13 protein-coding genes and 1 tRNA gene are annotated in these 22,019 nt (G+C 50.5%); 3 read left to right on the top strand and 11 right to left on the bottom strand.

Annotation, left to right across the window (positions count from 1 at the left end; translation table 11 throughout):
- The first annotated feature begins 125 nt into the window (after positions 1-125).
- Together GUA87_RS03885 and GUA87_RS03880 are read left to right on the top strand one after the other, a co-directional pair.
- Entirely contained in the window at positions 126-1,076 is a 951-nt protein-coding gene (locus GUA87_RS03885) for an ABC transporter ATP-binding protein (protein ID WP_193715194.1), read from the top strand.
- Positions 1,077-1,161: 85 nt separating this feature from the next.
- The gene (locus GUA87_RS03880) at positions 1,162-2,352 is read left to right on the top strand and encodes a metal-dependent hydrolase family protein (RefSeq protein ID WP_193715193.1); all 1,191 of its coding nucleotides are present in this window, start codon (positions 1,162-1,164) and stop codon (positions 2,350-2,352) included.
- Between the two features lie 122 nt (positions 2,353-2,474).
- Here GUA87_RS03880 and GUA87_RS03875 read toward each other — a convergent pair whose 3' ends face one another.
- Positions 2,475-2,621 carry a hypothetical protein gene (locus GUA87_RS03875; protein WP_193715192.1) on the bottom strand — a complete coding sequence of 49 codons (147 nt, stop codon included), beginning with the start codon at positions 2,619-2,621 and terminating at the stop codon, positions 2,475-2,477.
- A 44-nt stretch (positions 2,622-2,665) separates the two neighbouring features.
- Positions 2,666-4,216, bottom strand: a complete 1,551-nt coding sequence (locus tag GUA87_RS03870; protein WP_193715191.1) for a ubiquitin-like protein — start codon at positions 4,214-4,216, stop codon at positions 2,666-2,668.
- A 266-nt stretch (positions 4,217-4,482) separates the two neighbouring features.
- Here GUA87_RS03870 and GUA87_RS03865 point away from each other — a divergent pair.
- A tRNA-Arg gene (locus GUA87_RS03865) sits at positions 4,483-4,559 on the top strand.
- 287 nt (positions 4,560-4,846) lie between these two features.
- Here the strand turns inward: GUA87_RS03865 and brxL are convergent.
- From brxL to GUA87_RS03820, 9 genes are all read right to left on the bottom strand, one after another.
- A complete protein-coding gene (gene brxL / locus GUA87_RS03860) occupies positions 4,847-6,934 on the bottom strand; it encodes a BREX system Lon protease-like protein BrxL (protein ID WP_193715190.1) in 2,088 nt (695 codons plus the stop codon).
- A gap of 3 nt (positions 6,935-6,937) precedes the next feature.
- A complete protein-coding gene (locus GUA87_RS03855) occupies positions 6,938-9,460 on the bottom strand; it encodes a PglZ domain-containing protein (RefSeq protein WP_193715189.1) in 2,523 nt (840 codons plus the stop codon).
- Between the two features lies 1 nt (position 9,461).
- Positions 9,462-11,348 carry a DUF262 domain-containing protein gene (locus tag GUA87_RS03850; RefSeq protein ID WP_193715188.1) on the bottom strand — a complete coding sequence of 629 codons (1,887 nt, stop codon included), beginning with the start codon at positions 11,346-11,348 and terminating at the stop codon, positions 9,462-9,464.
- Positions 11,345-15,346: a BREX-1 system adenine-specific DNA-methyltransferase PglX gene (gene pglX, locus GUA87_RS03845; protein ID WP_193715187.1), complete on the bottom strand. Its 4,002-nt coding sequence runs from the start codon at positions 15,344-15,346 to the stop codon at positions 11,345-11,347. Before pglX ends, GUA87_RS03850 begins: the two co-directional genes overlap by 4 nt.
- Positions 15,347-15,362: 16 nt before the next feature.
- The gene (gene brxC / locus GUA87_RS03840) at positions 15,363-19,010 is read right to left on the bottom strand and encodes a BREX system P-loop protein BrxC (protein WP_193715186.1); all 3,648 of its coding nucleotides are present in this window, start codon (positions 19,008-19,010) and stop codon (positions 15,363-15,365) included.
- Between the two features lie 19 nt (positions 19,011-19,029).
- On the bottom strand, positions 19,030-19,602 hold the full coding sequence (locus GUA87_RS03835) for a BREX protein BrxB domain-containing protein (RefSeq protein WP_193715185.1): 573 nt from the start codon (positions 19,600-19,602) through the stop codon (positions 19,030-19,032).
- Positions 19,583-20,395 (bottom strand): BrxA family protein, encoded by an 813-nt coding sequence (locus GUA87_RS03830; protein ID WP_321575866.1) that lies wholly within the window; start codon positions 20,393-20,395, stop codon positions 19,583-19,585. The genes GUA87_RS03835 and GUA87_RS03830 overlap by 20 nt, the downstream gene beginning before the upstream one ends.
- The gene (locus GUA87_RS03825) at positions 20,365-20,874 is read right to left on the bottom strand and encodes a BrxE family protein (protein WP_193715184.1); all 510 of its coding nucleotides are present in this window, start codon (positions 20,872-20,874) and stop codon (positions 20,365-20,367) included. Before GUA87_RS03825 ends, GUA87_RS03830 begins: the two co-directional genes overlap by 31 nt.
- A 305-nt stretch (positions 20,875-21,179) precedes the next feature.
- Positions 21,180-21,977 (bottom strand): hypothetical protein, encoded by a 798-nt coding sequence (locus GUA87_RS03820; RefSeq protein ID WP_193715183.1) that lies wholly within the window; start codon positions 21,975-21,977, stop codon positions 21,180-21,182.
- Positions 21,978-22,019 lie beyond the last annotated feature (42 nt).

Below are 22,019 nucleotides of genomic sequence, written 5' to 3'. Positions count from 1 at the left end.
CCGATCGACCAACACCTTAAGTGTTTGATCTAACAATTCGGTACATCTGCCCGGATGATATCGAAAGCCCGTGCTTTCGCAAGTTTGAAATGTAGTTGATTGCTTGCACTATTCAAAGGTGACCCATGACCGCCGCGTCTAACTCCCCATATGCGCTTGAAGTAGAGAACCTTCGCAAAATCTATAAAGGCAAAGGTAAAGCCCCCGATAAAGAGGCTTTGAAAGGTGTTTCCTTACAGGTAAAGCGCGGATCCTTCTTTGGTTTGCTTGGGCCAAATGGTGCGGGTAAATCCACTTTGATCAACATTCTGGCAGGTCTTGTAAACCGCACAAGCGGCACCGCCCGCGTTTGTGGGCATGACATTGAAAAAGATATGCGCGCCGCGCGCAGGGCATTGGGGGTGGTCCCACAGGAGCTGAACTTGGACGCGTTCTTCACCCCATATGAGGTGATGGAATTTCAGGCAGGGCTTTACGGCGTTCCAAAATCCGCTCGCCGCACCAATGAAATTCTGGAGGCCATGGGTCTTGCCGATAAGGCCGATTCCTATGCCCGCACCTTGTCAGGCGGGATGCGCCGCCGTCTTCTGGTGGCCAAAGCCATGGTGCACCAACCAGAGGTTTTGATCCTGGACGAGCCAACTGCCGGTGTGGATATCGGCCTCAGGCAGCAGCTTTGGCAGTATATCCGCGCGCTGAACGAAGCGGGCACCACGATTATTCTGACCACCCACTATCTGGAAGAAGCCGAAGAGTTGTGTGATGAGATCGCCATCATTAACCACGGCGAAGTGGTGGCGTGCGAGAAAACGGAAAATCTGCTCTCTCGTCTGGATGCGAAAACCGTGAACCTCACCTTGGCGGAAGAAATTGGGGAGGTACCGGACAGCCTCGCCCGCTTTAACGCCAGCCTGTCTCACGGTCGTCGCCTTAGTGTGAATTATGCCCCAAGTGAAATTGCCATTACCGATATTTTAAGCGAGGTGAGCGCCGCCGGTCTTACGATTACGGATCTTTCAACCGAGGAGCCGGATCTGGAAGATGCTTTCCTTCAGATGACGTCATCGCAAGGCTAACTGGATTTATCCCCATGATCTGTGCATAATTGGTGGACGTAAAACAATGGGCGCAGATTTTTAGTTTTTTTGTACGGGAATAAAAATGACAACAACACTTTTTAGCGGCGGACTTCTTTTTGATGGCGTCGGCGAAATGCAGGAAGGCATGGCCGTCCTCGTAGAAGACGCAAATGTCAAAACAATTGCGCCAGTGGGTGATTTTGCTGATTATGACGGCGACCGCGTGGATACCTCTGGCGGCACCTTGATGCCGGGCATCGCCGATTGCCACGTGCACCTGATTTACCACGGGGAAGCCAACCCACATGCCAGCGTTTCTGACGCCAGCGCGTCTGAGCTTTCTTTGCGTGTTCTGGAAAATGCGCAGACCTCCCTTAAAAACGGCATCACTGCCGTTCGCGATTGCGGTGGTAAGGAATATATTGAATTTCCGGTGCGTGATGCCTGTAACTCAGGCCGTTTTTTAGGGCCGAACATCATGGCGTCTGGCCGCATGATCTGTATGACAGGCGGTCATGGTAACCGCTATGGCCGTGTGGCCGATGGCTGCGATGAAGTGGTGAAAGCCGTGCGGGAACAGATTCACGCAGGCAGCGACCTTATCAAGATCATGGCGACGGGCGGCGTGATGACCCCGGGTGTGAACCCCGAAGACGCTCATTACAGCGCCGAAGAAATGAAAGCTGGCGTTCACGAAGCGGCCCGTTTCCATAAAACCTCTGCCTCCCACGCACAAGGCGCCGAAGGCATCATGAACGCGGTTAATGCGGGCATCACGTCTATCGAGCATGGCATCTTCATGGATCAGGAATGCCTGGATGCTATGTTGGAGCGGGGCACTTATCTGGTACCAACTCTCGCAGCAGTGAAAAACATCATCAACAACAAGGATAAAGGCATCCCGCAAAGCGCCGTGGATAAATCCTTGCGTGTTTATGACCGCCATATCGAAAGCTTTGAAATGTTCTACAAGGCGGGCGGTAAGATCGCCATGGGCACCGATGCGGGCACCCCTTTTAACCTGCACGGCAAAAATGCCATGGAGCTGGCCTTTATGGTGGAATGCGGCATGAGCAATATGGACAGCCTGCGCGCTGCCACATCTGTGGGTCACTCATTGATGCAGTTCGAAGATCGTGGTCAGATCAAGGAAGGCTTCAAGGCTGACATGCTGATCGTGGAGGGCAACCCCGCCGAAGACATCATGCAGGCGGCGGACCATGAGAACCTCCGCACCGTTTATAAAAACGGCAAGGAAGTGATGTTCGCTTAAAAAGCACTCCCAACCCAAAACAAGAAAACCGGCCCCAAAATTTAAATTGGGGCCGGTTTTTGTTTTTATGCTGAAAATGTGATATAATAGGACATCTGATTAGTAGCAGGAGAGAGCAGATGTTAAGTCACGATCTCAGCCGCAGAATGTCCGAAAAACAGCGTTTCTGGCAACGGATGCAGCGCGAAAAAGCCATGCAGCGCAGCAATTTCACGCATCATGGCCGCCAACTGGCTCACAGGGTAGAGGAAGCCACCTACAGCAGTCAAAATCGGGAAAAGATCCGAGTAATGTCAGCGCGCAGCTCGTAACCTCAAAAAGCGAGGGTGAGCCTTGCGCCGCCAAAGGTGCTGATCTCTGACTGTCCGATGTTCAAGTCGGCGGAGAGGTTTCCAATGGCATTTTTGAAACTAAGGCCCGTGTTAAGGTAAGCCCCTTCTTCTTCATCGAAATCGAATTTCATGAATGGCATGGCGATACCGAGGGTTTCGCCGCGGCGGTCATCGATTTGCCAGCCATAAGAGATCAGGCCAGATATGGAAAATTCCTGATAGTCTTCGCGTCCAACTGTTCTCTCTGCAATCAGCGAGCCGGAAAGCCCATACCCTTTGGAGTTAAGGCGCAAACCCGCTGACAGGTTATAGGCATCTTCGTCTCCGTTAATGGTATCGCCAAAATCATATACATACTCAACACCACCAAAGGGCTCTATCTGCAAATCTTCCAAGTCAAAGCTATAGGCCATCTCCACACCGGGGGAGAGGCGTTGGGTATCGGAGATGGATTTTTCTTCTACTGTTGCGTCGCTGTAGGTAAAGGCATCAAGGGTTTTGCGACCCGCTTCAAACTCCAACTTACCCTTTAGGGATAAAGGGATTTTGGCAAATTTATGTTCATAGGAGCCACGCAGATTGGCGAACCATCCGTCACTGTCGGTTTTGCCGGTATCTGTCGTGTCTTTCGTCCGGTCCACCCGGCCGATGCTGTATCCTGCCACCACAGACAGAGACAGATTTTCGGTTGGTTTATACATGATGTAGGGGAGAACTGAGAATGTATCCTCCTCGTAAGAGCCATCGTTAAAATCGGTTGTCACATCGGTGGTGGTATACCCAAGGGCGAGACCCAGCAACCATTGATCCGTAATGCGATAGTCTGCGCCCAAATTGTATCCCCACACATGGCCATCCATGCGGTTATCTTCGCTCGCGTTATTTCGATCATTTTCAAGTGAAAGATATCCCCCTTGCCCCCAAATGGTGAGCGGTGAAGAGAGGGCGGATTTTGATCCAGAAGTTGAAGCCTCCGCCACAGTTGTGTCAGATGTATCAAACGACAGGAGGGAGGCAAAGCTCGTCAAATCTGTATTTACATAAGGCTCATCATTTGAGGCCGAAATAGACGCGAAACTCGTGCCGTTATTCCCAGAAGAAGTCGTTGGTGCATTTGGTCCGCCGGGGGTCGGGGTGCTTGGGGCGGCGGGCCGTGAAAAGCCACCTCCGGAATTGAATTTTTGGAACCGGTAGCGAACGGTTTTTACATTAAAGGCGATTTGCGTATTAGAGGCGGCCTGATTAACAGCTTGTTCCTGCTTGTCTTTTTTGACATCTTCAGTCTCATCTCTCAATCTGAGGACAAGATGAAGCGTGCTTTCTTTCTGGATATTATAATCGCTAAGGGTGCGCCCATCTTCGAGTTCCTTTCCTGCAAAAATCAGCCGTTGCTGTTCTGGTGGAACACCTTCTTTATCTTGAATTTTTGCTTTCACATTTTCTATGGTGTCACCCGCTTCCACATCAAGTGAGATGACTTTTCCTGTCTGTGTTTTGACAAAAATCTGCATGGCATGGGCGGTGCCAGCCATAGCAAAACTAAGGAAAACAACACAAAACAAGAGGGTAAAAAGGCCAGAGACCTTTGAAGGGAGGAGATGCATAGGAAGCCACGATTAAGCAAATTTGTTTCTTTTTTATGGGTTTAGCACTAATGCGGTGTCCTTAGGAAGCGTTTTTGCCATTTTAAGATGCAATTGTATATTAGATATACGTCTAATAGGTTTTTCGGTGGTTATGGGGCCTCGATTTCACGTTGCACTTTTCCCGGCATTCCGGTATAGCTGACCGCTCTTCAGCACCCGTAGCTCAGCTGGATAGAGCGCTGCCCTCCGAAGGCAGAGGTCACACGTTCGAATCGTGTCGGGTGCGCCATTTTCCTTAATAATATCAATCACTTACGCAGTTGCGAAAAGTTGTCAATTTTCGCGGTGACCATTTTGTGACCAAAACGTGACCAGGATAGAAATCTCATCATTAACAATAATAGAAATTGAGATTCAGAAGTTACCATTATCATCAAGTGTCTCAGGTCAAACCCCATGGAAATTAAATTAAACTACTAAATAAATTTTTCATCCTCAGATTGATTAGAAATATTTCCTCTGAATTATCCAGATTAAGAAGCAAGTGGTAAGACAGTCATCACAGTTCAAATATTGCTAACGTTTAAAGATATCTACCTTTGTTTCCAGGCACTTCCTAAGATTCAAGTCATTGGCACCGACCCCAAACCAGCTATCCGGCTTCTGGAAAAAATCTAAACCGCGCCCGATCTTCACTGTCCAACCGTTATCGATACGAATTTCCCGGTCGTGCATGTGCTCGTTGACCTTGAGCTCCAACTCGATATCGAGTTCAAGTAGGCTTTGTTTCAGCTCGCTCAGGTTCTCCGACATTTTTTTAACGTCCGTATCGTCGTCATAGCTGGTAACCAAGCGAATCTTGCGAACCGTTGGGGTCTTGATCACCGCTTCGCAGAAACGAACAAAATTGTGGATTTGATGCGTCACTCGAATATAGGGGTCTTCTATTTCAATCGACTTGGCACCTTCCAAATAGGGCCCGACAATCGATTCATAGTTGTATCCCGTGGCACCGTAATGAATGGTGTAGTGCTGTTCTTTCAATTCCTCAATGACGGGTTCATCTACCGGTGGCGGTTCAGGAATCTCAGCGACGTCCGCGGCGACCTGGGGTGGTGTTGCCACTGCCTCGGATTTTGGTGGTTCTTTAGATGCCTGGTCTGGCGCCTCGTCGGAATGGATATCACGTCGAATAGGTTCTTGTGTAGCTGGAGCCGACTTCGATTCGGGGCAGTAAACGACCACCTCTTTGCCATCCGCACTGATATAGGACAGATTGATCTTGGCAAACTCATCATCTGACTTGCGCTTGTTCATCTGCTCCTTCACGCGGCGTCGGCATTCGACCGCATATTCCACATACTCCTGGAACTCCTCATCGGAAGGCGCGCCAGCGGGATGTAGAATCTTCAGAAAAGCCGCAACGGTTTTCTTGATACCCTTCTCGTCACGGCCTTCGACTGATGCACCGAGACGAATGCGTTTGTTGACCTCTTCAAAACGGTTGGTCTGCTTGAGCTGGTGATGGAAAGCTTCGGCCAGGTAATCAGTGATGAAGCCATAGTTACTGGTCAAGAACTCACTGCTGTTTTTCGGCATCTCCCAACCGGGCAGATAGCAGGCGAACCGATCCATTACTGCAAGATCAAATTCCTTGGGTAGCGGCTGGAACAGATCGTAGACCTCGGAATTCACAATCTGTGAGACGGAAAGATCGAGGTTCCCGACAAAGGCCATAGAGGCGTCGGCGATCACCTCCACCCCACGCGAGAACCGGCCATTGGCCATAAAGTCCTTCATGATCTGAATGGTGTCGGGGTCTTTGACTTTAATGCCGCCTACTTCATCAAATGCGACGGTATCCCAAAATCCCACAAGGCCAATTTTCTTGCGTTGATTGTTATAAAACAGGGTAGCTTTCGTAGCCTGGCCTCCACTAATCAGCGTGGAGTACGGTGAAAACTCGCTGAAGAAATAAGATTTGCCGGTACCGCGAGGACCAAGCTCGATGAAGTTAAAATTCGGCTCAACCAGTGGGAGTAACCGGGCAACGAAGTGCATTTTGACCCGGTGCGTTAACTTACTGGGCTCCAAGCCAACCGATCGCAGTACGATATCGAACCATTCATCACGTGAGCATTGTTCCCTGCCTTCGCAGTATTGCTCGAAGTTAAACCGGCTAAGCTGAATCGGGCGCAGGTCTTCGATGTAGAACGCGTAATCGTCGTCCTCAATCTCGTTGTAGGCGATGGAGACCTCGCACCACAACCCACCCTGTAGCAGTCGATCGTTGTCACGGTAGAATTTTTCAGAGATCGCGACACGCCTGGAATCAAAGTTTTCCAGGGCCGCCCAATGGCGGCGGTCTTTCTCCACGTAGTTGACGTGTACTTTATCGATGAATTTGTACTTACCCTTGGTCGCAACTTTGGACTGTGCTTTGTTGGCCTCGTTGGGGCGCACATAGTTATCGTTCAGGGTTTCAAGTACTGCCTCCAATCCGCCCTGGATCTCAGCTTCGTCGTCGCTGGCACAGTACCGCGCCAACAAAAACTCCAGCACGAAGGTGGGCACGTTGGTGCCTTTTTTAATCCGATGGAGCAGGTCTTTTCTCACGACCTTGCCATCAAATACACCCGTAACCTTCTTATCTAATTCATCCATAGCTTACACCGTATAATCAGTCTCTAAGTCCAGCTGGCAGAACGCTACCATCGTGGACGGATTGAGCGCTTTCACCTTGAACTTGCCTTCGTATTCCATCTGCATCTTCAAAGTGACCTGTACCTTGTCACCCGGCTTCAGCGTGATCGTGCCGGTAGCGGGATTCACCAGTCCGCCAGGCTTCGCTTCACCGACCACTTCGCCTTTCTTGTCGTGGGCTTCCAGCAAGATCTCGAAATCACGGCCCACTGAGAACATATCCTGGTTATCGAGGCTGATTTCGATCACGGGCAAGCGTGTGGTGATGCGTTTAGCACCGTTCTTGTAATTCAAGGAAACCGTCGCCTGGGAGACCGGCGCCTGCTCTGAAGCGTCCAGTTGCAGAGTAATCACTGGCACAACGCATTCCTGTAGCGAGGCACCACCGTGGTAATAGAGCATCCCCGACTTATAAGAAGCCATACTCAATGGCCCAGCGATACTGGTGAAGTCGCCGCGAATACCAGCCTTCTCGGCACTCAACAGATAGTGGTGACTATCGGAACTCCCGTCACCCAACAAACAGCGCTGGTGTTCGTTCAGCCAGTCACCCGGCAACTTGCTACAGGTGTCTCCCGCCCCGGCATGGGTGTTCATAAAGAACCCGTGATCGGTTGCGATCACGACTTCGCTGAAGCCCGCATCTTTCAACTTGTGTACAGCCACCCGAATACGCTTAAGGGCATTGATGATCTCGGTCGGGGCGGTATCCGGATGATTTTCGAAGTGGCTGTCGATCTCTACTGAGCGCAGCACCAGCAATTCAACATCGCCGTCAACCTCGAACCGATTGCGGACGAACTCCTCCAAACGCCCTTCCTGGAATCGCTGCCCATATCGCTTACGGAGAATCTCCATCCGCTGACCAACGTTTGCTACCGGTTGATCGCCGAGATGCGGGGTATAGCCACTTTCATTTTTTACCAGTCGCAGGCCGGTACCGGCACCTGGCAACAGACTAGCCATGCCGACCGGTGTAATACTCGGCAACTGAGCAAGCGCTGGTTTCAGTTCAACCATGCCATCCTCCGCCAGCTGCTTTTCGAGCGCGACACCCAACTCATAACGGAGGGCATCCACCATTAAGTAAGCGACTTTGATACCACTTTGCTGCAGTTTGGGTGCCACCAACTTATCGAATACGTCGCCATTGGCCAGCCGTCCGACAACCGGCCAGCCCGTATGCTGTAGGTGCTTTGTAAAGAGCAGTTGGACTTTCTCGATCAGTTTGCCGTACTGCTTGCGCGCCTGCTGTTGAACCGGCTGCATAATGCCCTGCGCATCCTGCCAATCGTAATCACTGACCGCTTGCTCAAACTCGCGATGCAGGCGGTCGATTTCCCGTAGTTGGCTCACATACAAATCAATCAGGCGGTCCATGCTCCGTGTATGCTCGCTGAGCAAACGATCATTATCTTGGCAGCACTCCATCAGAGAAAATGCTGAGCGAATCAGATCCCATTGCGCCTGACTCTCGCCTTTACCGGTCCAAACCGATTGGGCATGGCGCCCAAGAATAGCTTTTACCTTGTCGGTATCGTCGCGTGCCAAAGCCTCCATGGCGCGCTGCAAGAAGGTCCGTTCCTCAAACGGGAAGGTATCTCGTTCGCCCAAATCCGCCATATGCCCACAAATGCTGGGTAGATCCAGCTCTGCCTCAATCGTTTCGGCTCGTTCGATATAGATATTCTGGGTGCGTCGGTCGCTGCGCAGTCGCTCACACATATCCTCTATCAGCGGCTGTGCCGCCGCTGCAGCACACGGTACATCCTGCAAACTGGGTGGTAATTCCTCCGGCAGATCAAAGACAAACTCACTGAACAGCACAAAGCGCCATAACTCATCGCCAATGGCCGACCTGGCCTTACCACGAGTTTTCAGTCCCAAACCAATACTGGCCTGCAGAAGTGCTTTAGCTTCCGATACCCAAGTATCACTCTCCTTCAGTGCATTTTGCTGTAGATCACTGGGCACCAACAGTGCGAACAAAATGTCACGGGTAGACTCAACCTTGAGCAAGGCACGCAGACTGGGCCAGTTCAGGCCGCCACCGATAGCATCAATCACTGCTAAACTGGGGTTAGGGTCTTGATCAAATACCGCCCGCACTTGTGTCGCATGGTCGGGTTTCGCTTTCAGACACAAGCTCAGGTAGTTATCACCATCACCACTGGGGAAGACATCGCCACACGCGCCATATAACGCGAAGGGATCTTTTTGTTTGTCTTCATCTTCTAGCGGCTTGGCGGCCGGCACATAGACCAGCAACTGCTCGATTTGGCGCTCACCCAGCTTGCCTAGATCAGCTATCGCCTTTGCCCGGCTGATGATGCTCGATTCAGAACTATCGACCACCGCTCTTTTCTCTGTCGCCATCTCCAGGCAAACATCCCGATAGCGCCGTTCCGGGTCATACACCACCATGACCTGTGATTTCGCAAGCCGCGCTTCCAGCACCGAGCTTTTGAAGAACTCTGCAAAACTCATATCAGTTCGAAGCCTCCTGCTGAATAATTACCGCTGACTCATCTGAATACACCGTCCAAATGGAATCCAGCGAAGGCTGCTCACCACTAGCAAGACGAACCACCGCCTTGTGAACCAGCTTTGCCCGATCACGCATAAACCGGCGAAAATCCTCCTCCAGCTTGGTTTTAAGTGCTTCACCCTCCAAGCTTTGGTAATGGGCATTGCTCAACAAGTCGAAGGAGACCAGGTGCGTTTTCAACCGGTTAGATACTGCGAGTTCATCCGCCCATTGCACACGTTCTTTCAGGTAGTCCAGCGGATCTTTGCGACCGATTATGCGGTTGGTCTTCCAGGTAATCAGGGCACAGTTCAGCGCGTAGTAACTGTCGATACCCACCTCAGAGAGTAGCGCATCGGGGAAGATGTGGTGATATTCGCGGTTTTGAATACTCTCGTATGATGCTGGCTTACTGTCAGCAAAGTCATGGGCGCCAAAATAATTGGAAACCGCCAGTATTCCTCTAGCTTCAATACCCTTTTTCTTCGGCCAGCCTGCGGCCATCAGGGCGTCTACGTCCGCCAGCTCATGCTCCCTGCGGTTGAAGACAGGCACTTCGGATAACGCCTTTTCATCAAAATCTGGCATACTCAAAAATGCTTTGATGCCACGATGTTTGTCCTTCACACCAATAAAATCGGCATAGGCCCTGGAGGCGGCGGAATTCTCGTAGCGGTCGGTAAAGAAGGACGACCACAAATAGGCACGCAACAGCTTTTCAGCCTTGGCGACAAAATCGCCATGTTCCGGCACCAGCTCATAGGCTGCCGCGACGACCGCCAAAACGTTGCTGGTGGGCAAGCGCGCTTCATCAAAGACACCCTGGCTTTCCAACAGATTAGCCATGCGCTCCAGACCGTGTTCCAGCTTCTCCCAATTGTCGAGCAGCACCTGTTTGTCCATCTCGACCATGCCCTTGTTATTGGGCGTTTTCTCCTGCAACAGCGCCGAGGTCGCCAATATCAGATTTCTGACATCGCCAAAGCGCGCCGCCTTGGGGCACTTGCTGACCAGGTGCTCTTCCAAATCATGCAGGGACTTGCCCGCTACACTCTCCACTTCGGCAACGATAATGTCGTACAAGGAGAGCGGCTTGCTGTTGGTATTCATATTAATGAATACCTGGAGCGCCACGTCTTTTGGTGTATTGGAGGGCAATGAGAGATACGGCAGGTTGAAGTGCGTCACCCGCTCGCGGAGGGTATTGATCTCCTGTTTCAGCTTTTCCTTGGTCGCTGTGTATACCTTGTATTTCTTGAGCGCTTCTGGATCATCCTCGTTTGGCTCAAGATGAAGTGTTGCCTTGTTAACCCACTTATCAACTTCTGTCGCTTTATCGCCCGGACACAACAAATCAATGGGAAACAGACCTCGTTCTAGACACTTTGAAGGGCGATCGGCCCACACTGGGCGGCACGCCCCTTCCTTATTAGGCCAGCGGCTCTGGCAGTAAACCTCAATTTCCTCAGAGAGATTCCACTTCTGATCAAATTCCGGCAGGTAGATAAAATAATCTTCATCTTCGTAGTTGTTGTGCATCGCGCGCCAGAACGCAGTCAGTCGCTGCTGGCCATCAAGCAAGTGCTGCGTAACCGTTCCGGGCACGGCGGGATCAGCAGAAACGATATAGCGAGAGATAAACTTCTCGTCCCCCGCCACATCCAATGCGAGTGTTACGCCAACCGGAAGGTTATTGATAATGGTGTTGAGAAAGCTGGTGATACGCCCTCGGTCCCAGGCTTCATAACGCTGAAACCGCGGCAATTTAACCTGCCCCTGTTGGATAGCCTGGAACCAGACACCCAGCGTTCGATCCTGGGCCTTGCTGGACTGCTGCATAATGCTCATGCGCGCATCTCCTTGATCTTCGCCTGGATCAGCGCATCCAGCTCATCGTCTGTCAGTGCCTTGGGTTGCCACTCCAACTTGGTTTCGCCAGTAGGCTTTTTGCCTCGCATGACGGGCACTTCGACTTCATGCCAGAAGGTGTCTTCAAAATCGTGGGCGATGGCCAAGCTGCGGTCCTGGTGGCATTTGCGCAGCACGCGCTCGGGCCAATAGTTCATCGCGAGATGCGTCCAGTCATAGTCGCCCTGCTCTAACTTTTCCCAGGTGTCGTTCAGTTTCTTCTGCCAGGCCTTGTGTTGGAACAACTTCCAAAGCGGTGCGGCAGTAACTTGTACGCCATCATTGAGGTTGGGCTTCCAGAATTTGGCTAGCCGCAACAATTCGTCACGAAAATCACTCAGTTCGCTGGAAAGGTCAGTGAGTTTCACTAGCTCTTTCTCTTCTTGGATACTACGAGCCGATTTTCCGCGCAAATTATTGAGATCTTGCTCCGTTTTCTCAATCTTTGGTTGAACAAAATTGTTAACGCAGATATAGGGAGTTTGCGCGTTCAGTCGATGATAATAAACCCATAGAGTATAGGAACCGGAGGGAGTTTGTAGAGGCCAGTAAATAGGCGCATATCGTCTATTCTGTGAGTATTGATCATAATGCAATGCAAAGAACTGCGTCGGTTTTGACAAAAACATTACCCAGTCCTTTTCGCCGAGCAACGCAAGACATTTTTCAATCATGTCTGGAGTAGCTATTTCTTCAACATGTTTAATCAAGGATGTGTTTGACTCTAAGTCCGCAACACCATTCAGCTGTATTGCACTACTAATCTGTTGCCGCTGAAATGCTGGTGCCTGCTCCGGCAGTTCCGCGTAAATGTCAGTATCAACATATTGTACCACTTTATCTTGCCAGCGCCCGAAAACTCTACCAATGAGCCAAGATAGATATCTAAATGCCGCCTGCTTGGATAGTTCTTCTTCAGGGGTCGCCTCATAGTCTTTGCGCAGAGAAACAGCTTGTTGAAGATCTAATTGAAGATCATCGTATTCGTCGCGCGATAAGCCATAGCATTTTGCGACTGCAATCTCATTGTTCTCACCCAACAAAGTTCTGAAATTTGTAGTAGGTTCTCGCTTGATTTCAAGGTCTGCACAGCCAGAATAATCAAGAGTTGTTTCATCTGTTGAATAGAATTTCTTGGCGGCTGCAATTTCGGTCAACATAGTGTGTTCTGCTGATGCTTTCACATCATCAGACAAATCAGTAAAGGGTAGTTGCTGTACCATGCTAGCCTGGAATTTGGGCCGGGCAAACATTTCTCCTCTAAATCTGGCAACCGCACTCCCTAAGTTAGAAGCGCAAATTGTGAGCACATCAATTTCCTTTCCTAGATCCGGAAAAACCTGAGATCGACCTGCCGTTGGAATGCACCCTTTAGGTACAATGTACGGAACCAAGCGCGATGAGCGCAGCATGTAGCTAAAGCCTGGCTTAAAGTACTGCTGTGGGCTCCTCAATGCAGATCTTGGCTTTCCTTTATCATCAGTAAACCCTTTAAGCTCTTCACCTTCGTTCACCCAACGCAGTTTCATTTGAATGGGGGAATGCCAAGCTATAGCCCTTTCGGTTTTACTAAAAAATTTCCACTCTTCGCTTGATGAAGGCACCTCCCAGAAATTACGCAAAAACCTGAAATCATCACCTGTTTGAAGTCCTACCTTGACGAGACAAGCGGCTGGCTCTATCGACGCAAGTGCAAGTTTGTCGATAATTGATACATCGATCCAATAACAATATGGCGACCCATTAAGCTTTCTGAAGTTTGCGGCATCGACAATAAAGCCAGTTCCTTTTTTGAGTGTTCCATTACATAAATCTTCAAGCTCACTCTGCTTGTCACTCTCTAATGTAAGGCGATAGAACTGGGGCTGAATAAATGACTTAGAAATCGTATAGGCAGCGGTTTCAACCATTGCATCCAGTACGCCGTCACCGAGATCTGCGCAGAGCTCTATCTCTGCTTCAACACCTAACACCTCTTCACGAAGTCCTGACATGGTTGACAAAAATAAGCAGGTTCTGCTCGTAATCGCACCAACCAACCCAGAACTTCCAGTAATTTCGATCGCCCTTTCTATGAAGTTAGATAGAACGTCACCTTTAGTCCTTGTGTATGTTTCGTCGATGTACTTTTTCGAAGCTGTGGAGGCTTCGCCAAAAGGCGGATTCATCATCAATGCGTCATATCGCTTTCTGCAAAGATCGATAAATGCAAACCCTCTTGATGCATCCTCAGCGAACAGTCGTTTTTGATCTATATTTGACTCAGCTTTGCTCGCATACTCGCTAAGTGCTTCCAGAATCAGCAACTCCGCTCCATCCCAGAATGACTCGTCATCAACACCGCTGAGATCGAAGCCTAACTCCTTCTGAGGTGTCGCTTGATCTAGTTCGGCCTGAAACATATCTCGGACGGAATTTAAGCCGGCCCTGGCATGCCACTGGTCTCTTGCCTTATGAATGGAAGACTGAATTTCTTCCTCCATCTTCAGCAAAGTGCCCGCTTCCCCCGCAAGCTCCATTTTCTCGAAGATGGCTTCAAGTAACTGCCCTAACACTGGTGGATTCAGAGTATTAGAAAACTCTTCCAGCAATGTTCTTTCGCCAGGCATCGGCTCGGCGCAAACGATATTGGACTTTTTAACCATAGGGCGCTGCTGGGGGTTGACACCCTGTTGTTTCCATGCGCGTTGGGCACGTTGCCACAGTGAAAGTCCGGCAATCTGTACCGCGCGGGAATCAATATCAACGCCATGAATATTGTGCTCAATAATGAGTCGCGGGATTTCTGTTCTGTAGCTTTCAAAACTGTCATAGGATTGATGAAGAGGCTTTAGATCACCCTCGCGAACAAAGGCCTCTGCGCCCAGTTCTGACTCCAATTGCCAGGCTTCTTCGTAAATGTGTTCATACAAGTCGAAGGCATAAAGACCAAAGTGCATGGAGCCACAGGCCGGATCTAGCATGCGTATACAACGCGGGTCTTTAATGGCACGATGTGTTATGTAGATAGGTTGCTTTAATAGCTCTTCCTGGCTTAGCGTTTCCGTATGCCCTGGCATCTCCTCTTGTTCGGGGGCCAGCTCTCCTAGCTTTAGAAAGACCTCTGTAGGCCGACGCACCAGGTATCGGCAGCTCTCGACCAAGCCGGTATTGCCCTGGGTCATTTCGTACCAGATGCGTCCCAGGGTGTTGTCAGTTAGAAACTCAATCACATAACGCGGCGTGAAGAACTGGTTGCGGACAGCCATTTCTCTACTATTTCGAGGTGCCCGAGAAGCGGAGCGCATTTGATCAATTTCATCACGTGCATTCCAAAACTGATATATCCAGCCGATGGTTTCATCTTCGGCCCACAGTGGTTCGATTTCGTGATGGTTGATAAGGTCGAGTAATTCTAATAACGCTGAGTCTCTCGGAAACAAGCGGCCTTGAGCACTATGACGGTCGAACAGCACCGCCAAATCCAGGCTGAATTCATCGAATACGCTGTAGAGGTAGTTGCGGTAGGCTTCGCCTGTCTCACCCAATGAACTTCCGGCGAGCTGCTTATAAAGCTGGAACCCTTTGGCATTGTAGCCTTTGGCTATTGTCTCCAACAAAAATCCACGGGCTTCCGCCATTCGCAAGGCGGCCAGGCGGTTCAGCACGGTAAATGCCTGTTCGCGAACTATGCGACTTAAAGCCTGCTTGGTGCGGTCCTTTTCACCTTTACCATGGGTTGTAGCGAGGTAATGCGCCAGGGTGTCTCGTAGAACATTTGCCGTTTGCCGCTGCCGATTATCCAGATGTGTCAGCGAATCGACATCCGCGACAGATCCGGCCTTGGGATCGAGGCCGTAAGTTGCTTGCAACTGCCGGGTGAACTCCTCGGTCAGCAGGTTGCGTGCATCGTTAACAAACTTCTGCAGGCGGTTACGGGTGCTCTGATCAAATGCCATTTACTGTGCAACCTTCTTAGGATTCTTGTGTGTCATCGTTATCGCTGACCCCAATCACCAGCTCAAAATCGTGGGCGTATTTTAGCTCACCGCGCAGCTGTTGCAGCTCGACAATCAGTGCATCCAGATCCGACAGAGAGGTAATCAGCGCTTTCGAGTTGAGGGTGCGAGAGATCTTCTTTTTACCCTCTTTCTTGGCTTGCTCCTGCTCTTCACTTAACTTGTCCTGCAAGCGCTGTTGGCCAATACGCTGGATACGCTGTTTGATATCCTGTACCTGGCTCTGGATGGTGTACTCCTGATTGACGAGCAGGCGCAGACCCGTGAGATCTTCGCTGGCGGTAACAGCCAGCTTTTCCAGGTCAGCCAGCAGATTGTTCTGTTCCTGCTGAGTCAACTCCGGCCACTCTGACAGGCGGCGCAGGTCTTGCTCGGCATCGGTGATGCGCTGTTGCTGCTCAGTTTGCAGGGCAATGGCGGTATCCCGCACCCTGGATTTCAAGGTGGTTAAGCTGCCGGCGAACTCGGTGCTGTACTTGAAGAAGTCCGCATGGTTTAGGCGTTCGTTCAATCCCGCGATTTCATCCTGCAACTCGGTTTTTAGTTGGCCAGGCGTGCCGCTGGCGGGGAGGCTTTCCAGCTCACGGCGATGTTGCTGTAGCTCGCCCAGGGTTTGCTCCAGGCCCTGCTCCAATGCGCGTTTAAGGTCAGCCGCCCATTTGAGGTTGGCGTAGAGCTCGGATTCTTCCCCACCCAGTCGCTGGGGTGCATCGGAAGCATCGGTGAACAGAATATCCTTGATATCCTGGCTCAGGCTTTCTAGACGATCTGAACCAGGCAACTTCAGGCCCTTCAGCTTTTCGGCCAGGGGACCGTACTGGTGCTGTAACTGGGGGAAAAGCTTCGTGGTCGCCTTACTGATATCGTCCTCTAGCGGCACGACCATGTCACCACTGAGTTCGGTCAGGCGTTCAGCGGCCTTTGCCAGGATCTCATTACTTGGCCGCTCCTCGCGCAGGGAGACGCCAACAGACTTGAAAGCGTTATTGGTTTTCAGGGCATCAATCGCCTGCTGACCATTTACCGTCACTTCGCGGCCTGCGACTTTGAGTTTGATCTCCCCCGCAACCAGCATGGCAGCTACCAGGTAACGCAGGGTATCTTGTGACCAGCCATAGGGCGCATCAGTAAACAAGTCGATCAGGCGCTTGCCCTCGATGGAACCCTGGCGCTCGATCATGTCCCGAATACTGGTGATGGCCTTGTGGCCGGTATTGATGGACGGCCTGCCGCCCTGGGTTTGCACCAAGCTTAATGGGTCGGTTGCGTTGGTGACGCCGCTCAGGTTACCGAGGCGAAGGAATTTCTCTGCGAGGTCAGTTCCCGCCCGCACCGGCGCTTCGTTGTACCGATCAAAGACTTGCTCGGCCACGCTGGCAAGATGCTTGCGTGCTGCCTCGGCTAGATCCTGGTTGATGCTCTCTGCTGCGGTGATCTCACCCCGGAAGATAAACGACCCCTGAACCAGGCTTCGTTTAATCAGCCGCTCCAATTCGCCCATCAGGCGATTGGCGCGATCGGTTTGGCCGTTGCAGTATTCCTTGACCTCTTGATCCGGCTCGTTGCGGTATTTATTGACAATCTCTTTGCTGCGGTAGATTTCTGCGGTCAATTCCTCCATCTCGGGCGAGGTGCGGCCGAACAGGAAGATGGTGTAATTGGCGCTCTTGTGTCGGCTCTCTTCCGTTAGCCTGGCCTTGGCGGCTTCGTAGTCGGTGGGATCAACCAGCTCGACCACCGTTTGTACGGTGTTACGTTCTCCGGAAAGGGAAGTCGGTACACCACCAGACGTTTGCGCCTTGAGCCCCGTTTGTACCGTTAAGGTGCCATTCAGGAGTGTTGAGGGCGGTGGAGAGTAGGCCTCGCGCAAGGTTTCATTTTGAATACGACGCAGCTCTACCGCACGCAAGGGGATGGTGCCCCGCTCCTGCTCTATGTCGTTGAGTTTTTCACTGTGGAAGCACAGATTGCCATCTTGCTCACCCAGCGGCACGATGGCATCGCTAATCAGTTCTTCTACCGCTTTCTCAAACTGATCTGCCGCTGATGCATCAGCAACACCGCCATGCATGAGGCTGGTAACGTTCTGAATAGAGATAGGCAGGTTGCCCAGGATTTGCAGAACGCAGACCGTCTTGGCGATGTCCTGGTGCAGCTTGGAATCGGGGAAGCGGATTTTTACTTTGCCCACCGACTGGTATAGCGACAGGTAGCCTTTTTCGATGTCCTTCTTGAGAGCATCGAACAGCGTGACCGTAGTGGCCAGCCATCCCACCGGTTGGTTTGCTATTGGAGTACTGTGGTCGGCCCCTTCTACCAATACGTCCTGAATCACCTTGATGGCAGAACGCAGTCCGATACCGCCGGTGGATTTCGCCAGAGCGCCTAACAGATGCAGCAGGATATCGAAATGCGCTGGCAGGAATGGATACAGATTGATAAAGGTCTGCTTGTCAAAATCGGCGCCATAGGCGCGAGCATCCACCAGCTTGGTGTTGTGGCGTAGGGCCTGGCCATGCTTATCGAACAGGTTACCGAGTTCCGTTTCACCACTCGGCGATTTACCCAGCAAGCGGCTGTAGCAGATCTCTTTGATATCGTTGGCTTCCAGGTCGATCTGGATGGGGAAGCGGTCTTTTAGCTTGTACAGCTCGGGTGAGTTCAGCGAGGCTTTGGGATCATCCTCGGTCAGGGTTTGCTGGGCCGTACCGACAATCCAGACTTTGCCATCGCCGATGTTTTTGAGGTTTTTGGCAAGGCCATCCAGGTTCAAAATAAGGTTCTGGCGGGAGCCCACATACTGGCCCACCTCATCCACGATAAAGATGATGTATTCCTTACCGGTTGCCTCACGGGCAATCTCCAGCATCTCCTCTACTTGCTGGTCGGTGAACACCAACCAGTCTTCCGTTACTGTGGAAAATGACTCAGCGGTTTTGAAGAAATTGGGATACATCTGGTGCGCGATTTCCGGCACCACGCTATCAACAACCAGGGGGTCATTGCGATAGTTGGCCCACTGTTCGCCACCGAGTTGGTCGGCGAAGATGTTAAGGAATTCCTCATATCGGCCTTCCTTTTTCAGCCTGCGCTCAAAAGCCGCAACTTTGAGGTTTTGCGAATAGCCCGCCCATTCCAGGATCTTATAGTAGAGAACCGTCGATACCTCTTTCATACTGGCATCGGCGAGTTGAGTACTGGCCAGATCGAGCATGACGACAGCAGCCGGGAACCGTTTGGCTACGGTGGACAGTAGCTGCTTGGTTGTTTGCTTCTTGAAGCGATTCTGTAAATGCTGAATGAAAGGCGTGCCATCGATGGTGACGCTTTCGTCAAACGCTAAACCGAGGTACTTGGTAAACGAACTTTTACCTGAACCATAAAAACCAGATACCCAGACGCCAACTTCATTTTCCCCTCCGACTTCCATGGCTGCCTGCATCTTTCCCAACAGTTTTTCGAACTGCTCTTCGATGCTTTCGGTCACCACGTATTCGGATATTTCGGCCTTCAAGCGCTGTTCCTGAGACGCGCTGTAGGTGATCACCTTTTCGATGGTGCGATAGATGTCTTTGTTGCTATCGAATAACTGTTTTATTTCCATCGTTTTTCCTAAAACGTTCTTATCCGCCCACATGAACCGAGCGATAGTTGCCATCTTCTGGGTAGAAGCCCAAGAACTTGAGTTGGGTTTTGCCAGTTCTGACACCTGGGTAGAAGAAGACAGTGGGCACATGAAATTTGCCCTGAAGCTGGCTCTCAATAGAACCAATGCGCATGTAAGGGTGAAGCGCCTCTACATCCGTCACCAATAAAATAGTGTTACGTTGACCCTCGAGTTTCCGTAACACAGTTTCTAATCGCTCTTGCAGCGAACCATTAGTCAGTGCATTTGCCAAAGCTTTGTTAGTTTTTTCCCACTGCAGCGGCTCTTTGCTATCTGCCACAATCCAGATCTTTTTCAACGGTGCCGCATCGAGGATTTTCTGTATTTCTTCAGCGATGGAAAACTTGTGCACACTCCAGCCGTCATTACGAAGCTTCGCTTCCCACGCAGACGTCTGTCTTTTGACTTCCAGTATCGAGGCGGGCGAAAAAACCAGGTAGAAAATGGGCTCGAAGCTGGCATGTCCAAAATCCCGGCCGGCTTTGATGCGCTCCATCAGCTCATTGAAATCAGATTTGAGTGATGACATCGATCACCTCCTCCATGGATTTGAACTGCCAGCCAATCCGTGTGACATCACCGGCAGACTGGACAATAAGCCACCCGTTCTTCGCCAGCCGCTTGAGCTCTTCTCTCACATCGGAGCCATCAAGACCGAACAGCGCCCAAGCCTTGTGATTGATAACCGCGTTGTCACCCAGTTCGTCAAAATGGAGCTTATAGGCGAGATAGAGAACGGTGGATTTTTGGACGCGCACAGGTTGTATGGTGCGCTTTGATCCGCGACCGGTCGACAGCATCCCGTAATCCGCACAACAACCGATAAGGTAAGATGAAACACGTTTGATAGTAGAGTCTGACCACGGCTTCTGGGTCTTACCTTCCCTGACTGCATGCCCAACGAAACCTTTAGCATCATCCGTCGATATCGAATCGTAGCCACCTGAATATCGGTCCCAGTAAATTTCCTGAATAAAATCCTGCAGGATCTCATTGGCAGTTGCGGTATAAATCAGAAACAACTGGTTGATAGCTGATGACGACAAATGTGCAGCCAGACGATCTAAATACTCGGCACCACCTGTCTTGATATACCTTGGCGCAAAGCACTCAACGACGATGTTGCGAAGCCTTCTCGCTGAGACCATGGGAAACAGCCCGGAAGTCAGCGCCTTTTCGTATAGCTGATTTGCCGACAAATCCTTTCCATATAAGGACAACAACAGTTTCGTCTCATCAACCAGGCCCAGCCCAGCTTGCAGCTGCGTCGTGTAGAAGGGCTTAATTTCGTTCACTGTGCCTCCCGCATATAGGGAAAGCACTTGTAACCCTCTTTAAATGCTCGCAAATAGTGACTAGCAGCCTGATGTAACCGCTGATTCAGACCGGCATCAGCGTAAGTACCCAATACAACTGGGCCCTCGACAATATTTGTGTCGGTGGTTACCAGCTCAACAAGCCGTGTTTGGGCTACCTCGCTGCTGCCCAAGACATCGTTCAGCCGTTGTTGGAAGTCGCTATCGGCAAGCGCCTTAGCGGCTCCACGTTCGACAGAATCTGGCATACGATACAAGTGGAAATTGGTGCCGACACCAATATGCTCATCATGCACGAGCATTGCCGCTTCGCAAACGCCGTGATAACGTGCAAACATCGTGGTACGAGAAAAAATAGGCACTAGAAATGCCTCGCTGCTGGTGCCGATAAAATTGCTGCCCCACCAATTGCCTTGAGACTTCTCGCCGAGAAACCCTACTAGTAGCCGAAGTTCTACAATCAACTTTTCAACATTATTGTTCATTAACTACCCAACCATTAGTTTGATTGTCCGTAACTTGCGCAATGATCTAGCTTTGCTCACCATACATAGGTTTCAGGTTATTAACCTATAAGTCGCATCGTCGCATCAAGTTACCCCCAACTATAAATCTTTTTGAAGTTTCTCTTCCTCTTTCAAAGTAAATCAGCCACAATAACACAAGCACCCACTCTATTCACTAACACGTAACATACCCTCAAGAAAATACAATCTAAAATAGATCAGCTGCACTCAACATACATAGTCTTGTATCTGGAAGAAAAGAAAAATGAAAGGGCTTGAAGATCTTATACTTCCATTGATTCGTACTCGATTTTAATTATTTTCAACCGAGCCCCTTCTTCTGCCAACCCCCAACGTCGAGAGAAGAAAAACTCTAAAGCCTTTCTGGTTTCAATGCGCAGAAATTCTCCGTCAAACCCATATTCCCGACGCACTACCTGCACTTGTTCATCAGATAAATCTGACCGTGGTCGCAACCAAATGATCGCCTTTGTATTCCAATCAATGTCTTGAGGCAGCTCACCTAAAAGCTCCATCTGATCAAAGCTACTATCTAAGCTAATTCTAATTGGTAGGTAGTTCCGATATTCGCCATGTTTAAAACTAAAGGCCCTAAAATAGACACTCTCTCCATCTGAGGTAAATCTCACCGGAGCAACCCATTGACCTTCATCGTGCCCGGAAGACATTGATGTATACCGAATATGAAGAGAATTTCTTGCTTTCATAGCTTGATATAACTTGGCTACAGTAGATGGGTCTGCTTTTCGTTCCGGGCGCGGAAGAACAGCCATGTCATTGTATCCATCTTCGCCGACAACAACCTCAAATGCTTCCGTGAGCGTTGAGGGCGATAGAGGTATATGGTTATCAGCAGCAATGTAGCTTTTGCGAACATTGTCGTAGGTTGGTGCTGTCGTCACCAAATCCAAATATGTACGAAAATCCAAAGCCGCCTGAGCCTCAGATATTCCAAAGCGATAAATAAGGTTTCGGCGATTGGCCATTCCCCGCCATGTAAAACAGCGGTCAAGAAAAATCAGGCGCTCTCGTTGAGCATGTTTCAGATCATCAAAGTACATGAGAATACTCTTAACTTGACTCTCACTGCTATGTCTATATAT

The sequence above is a fragment of the Sneathiella sp. P13V-1 genome (assembly GCF_015143595.1).
Classification (GTDB): Bacteria; Pseudomonadota; Alphaproteobacteria; order Sneathiellales; family Sneathiellaceae; genus Sneathiella.
This window is presented reverse-complemented; position numbering and strand designations above follow the sequence as displayed.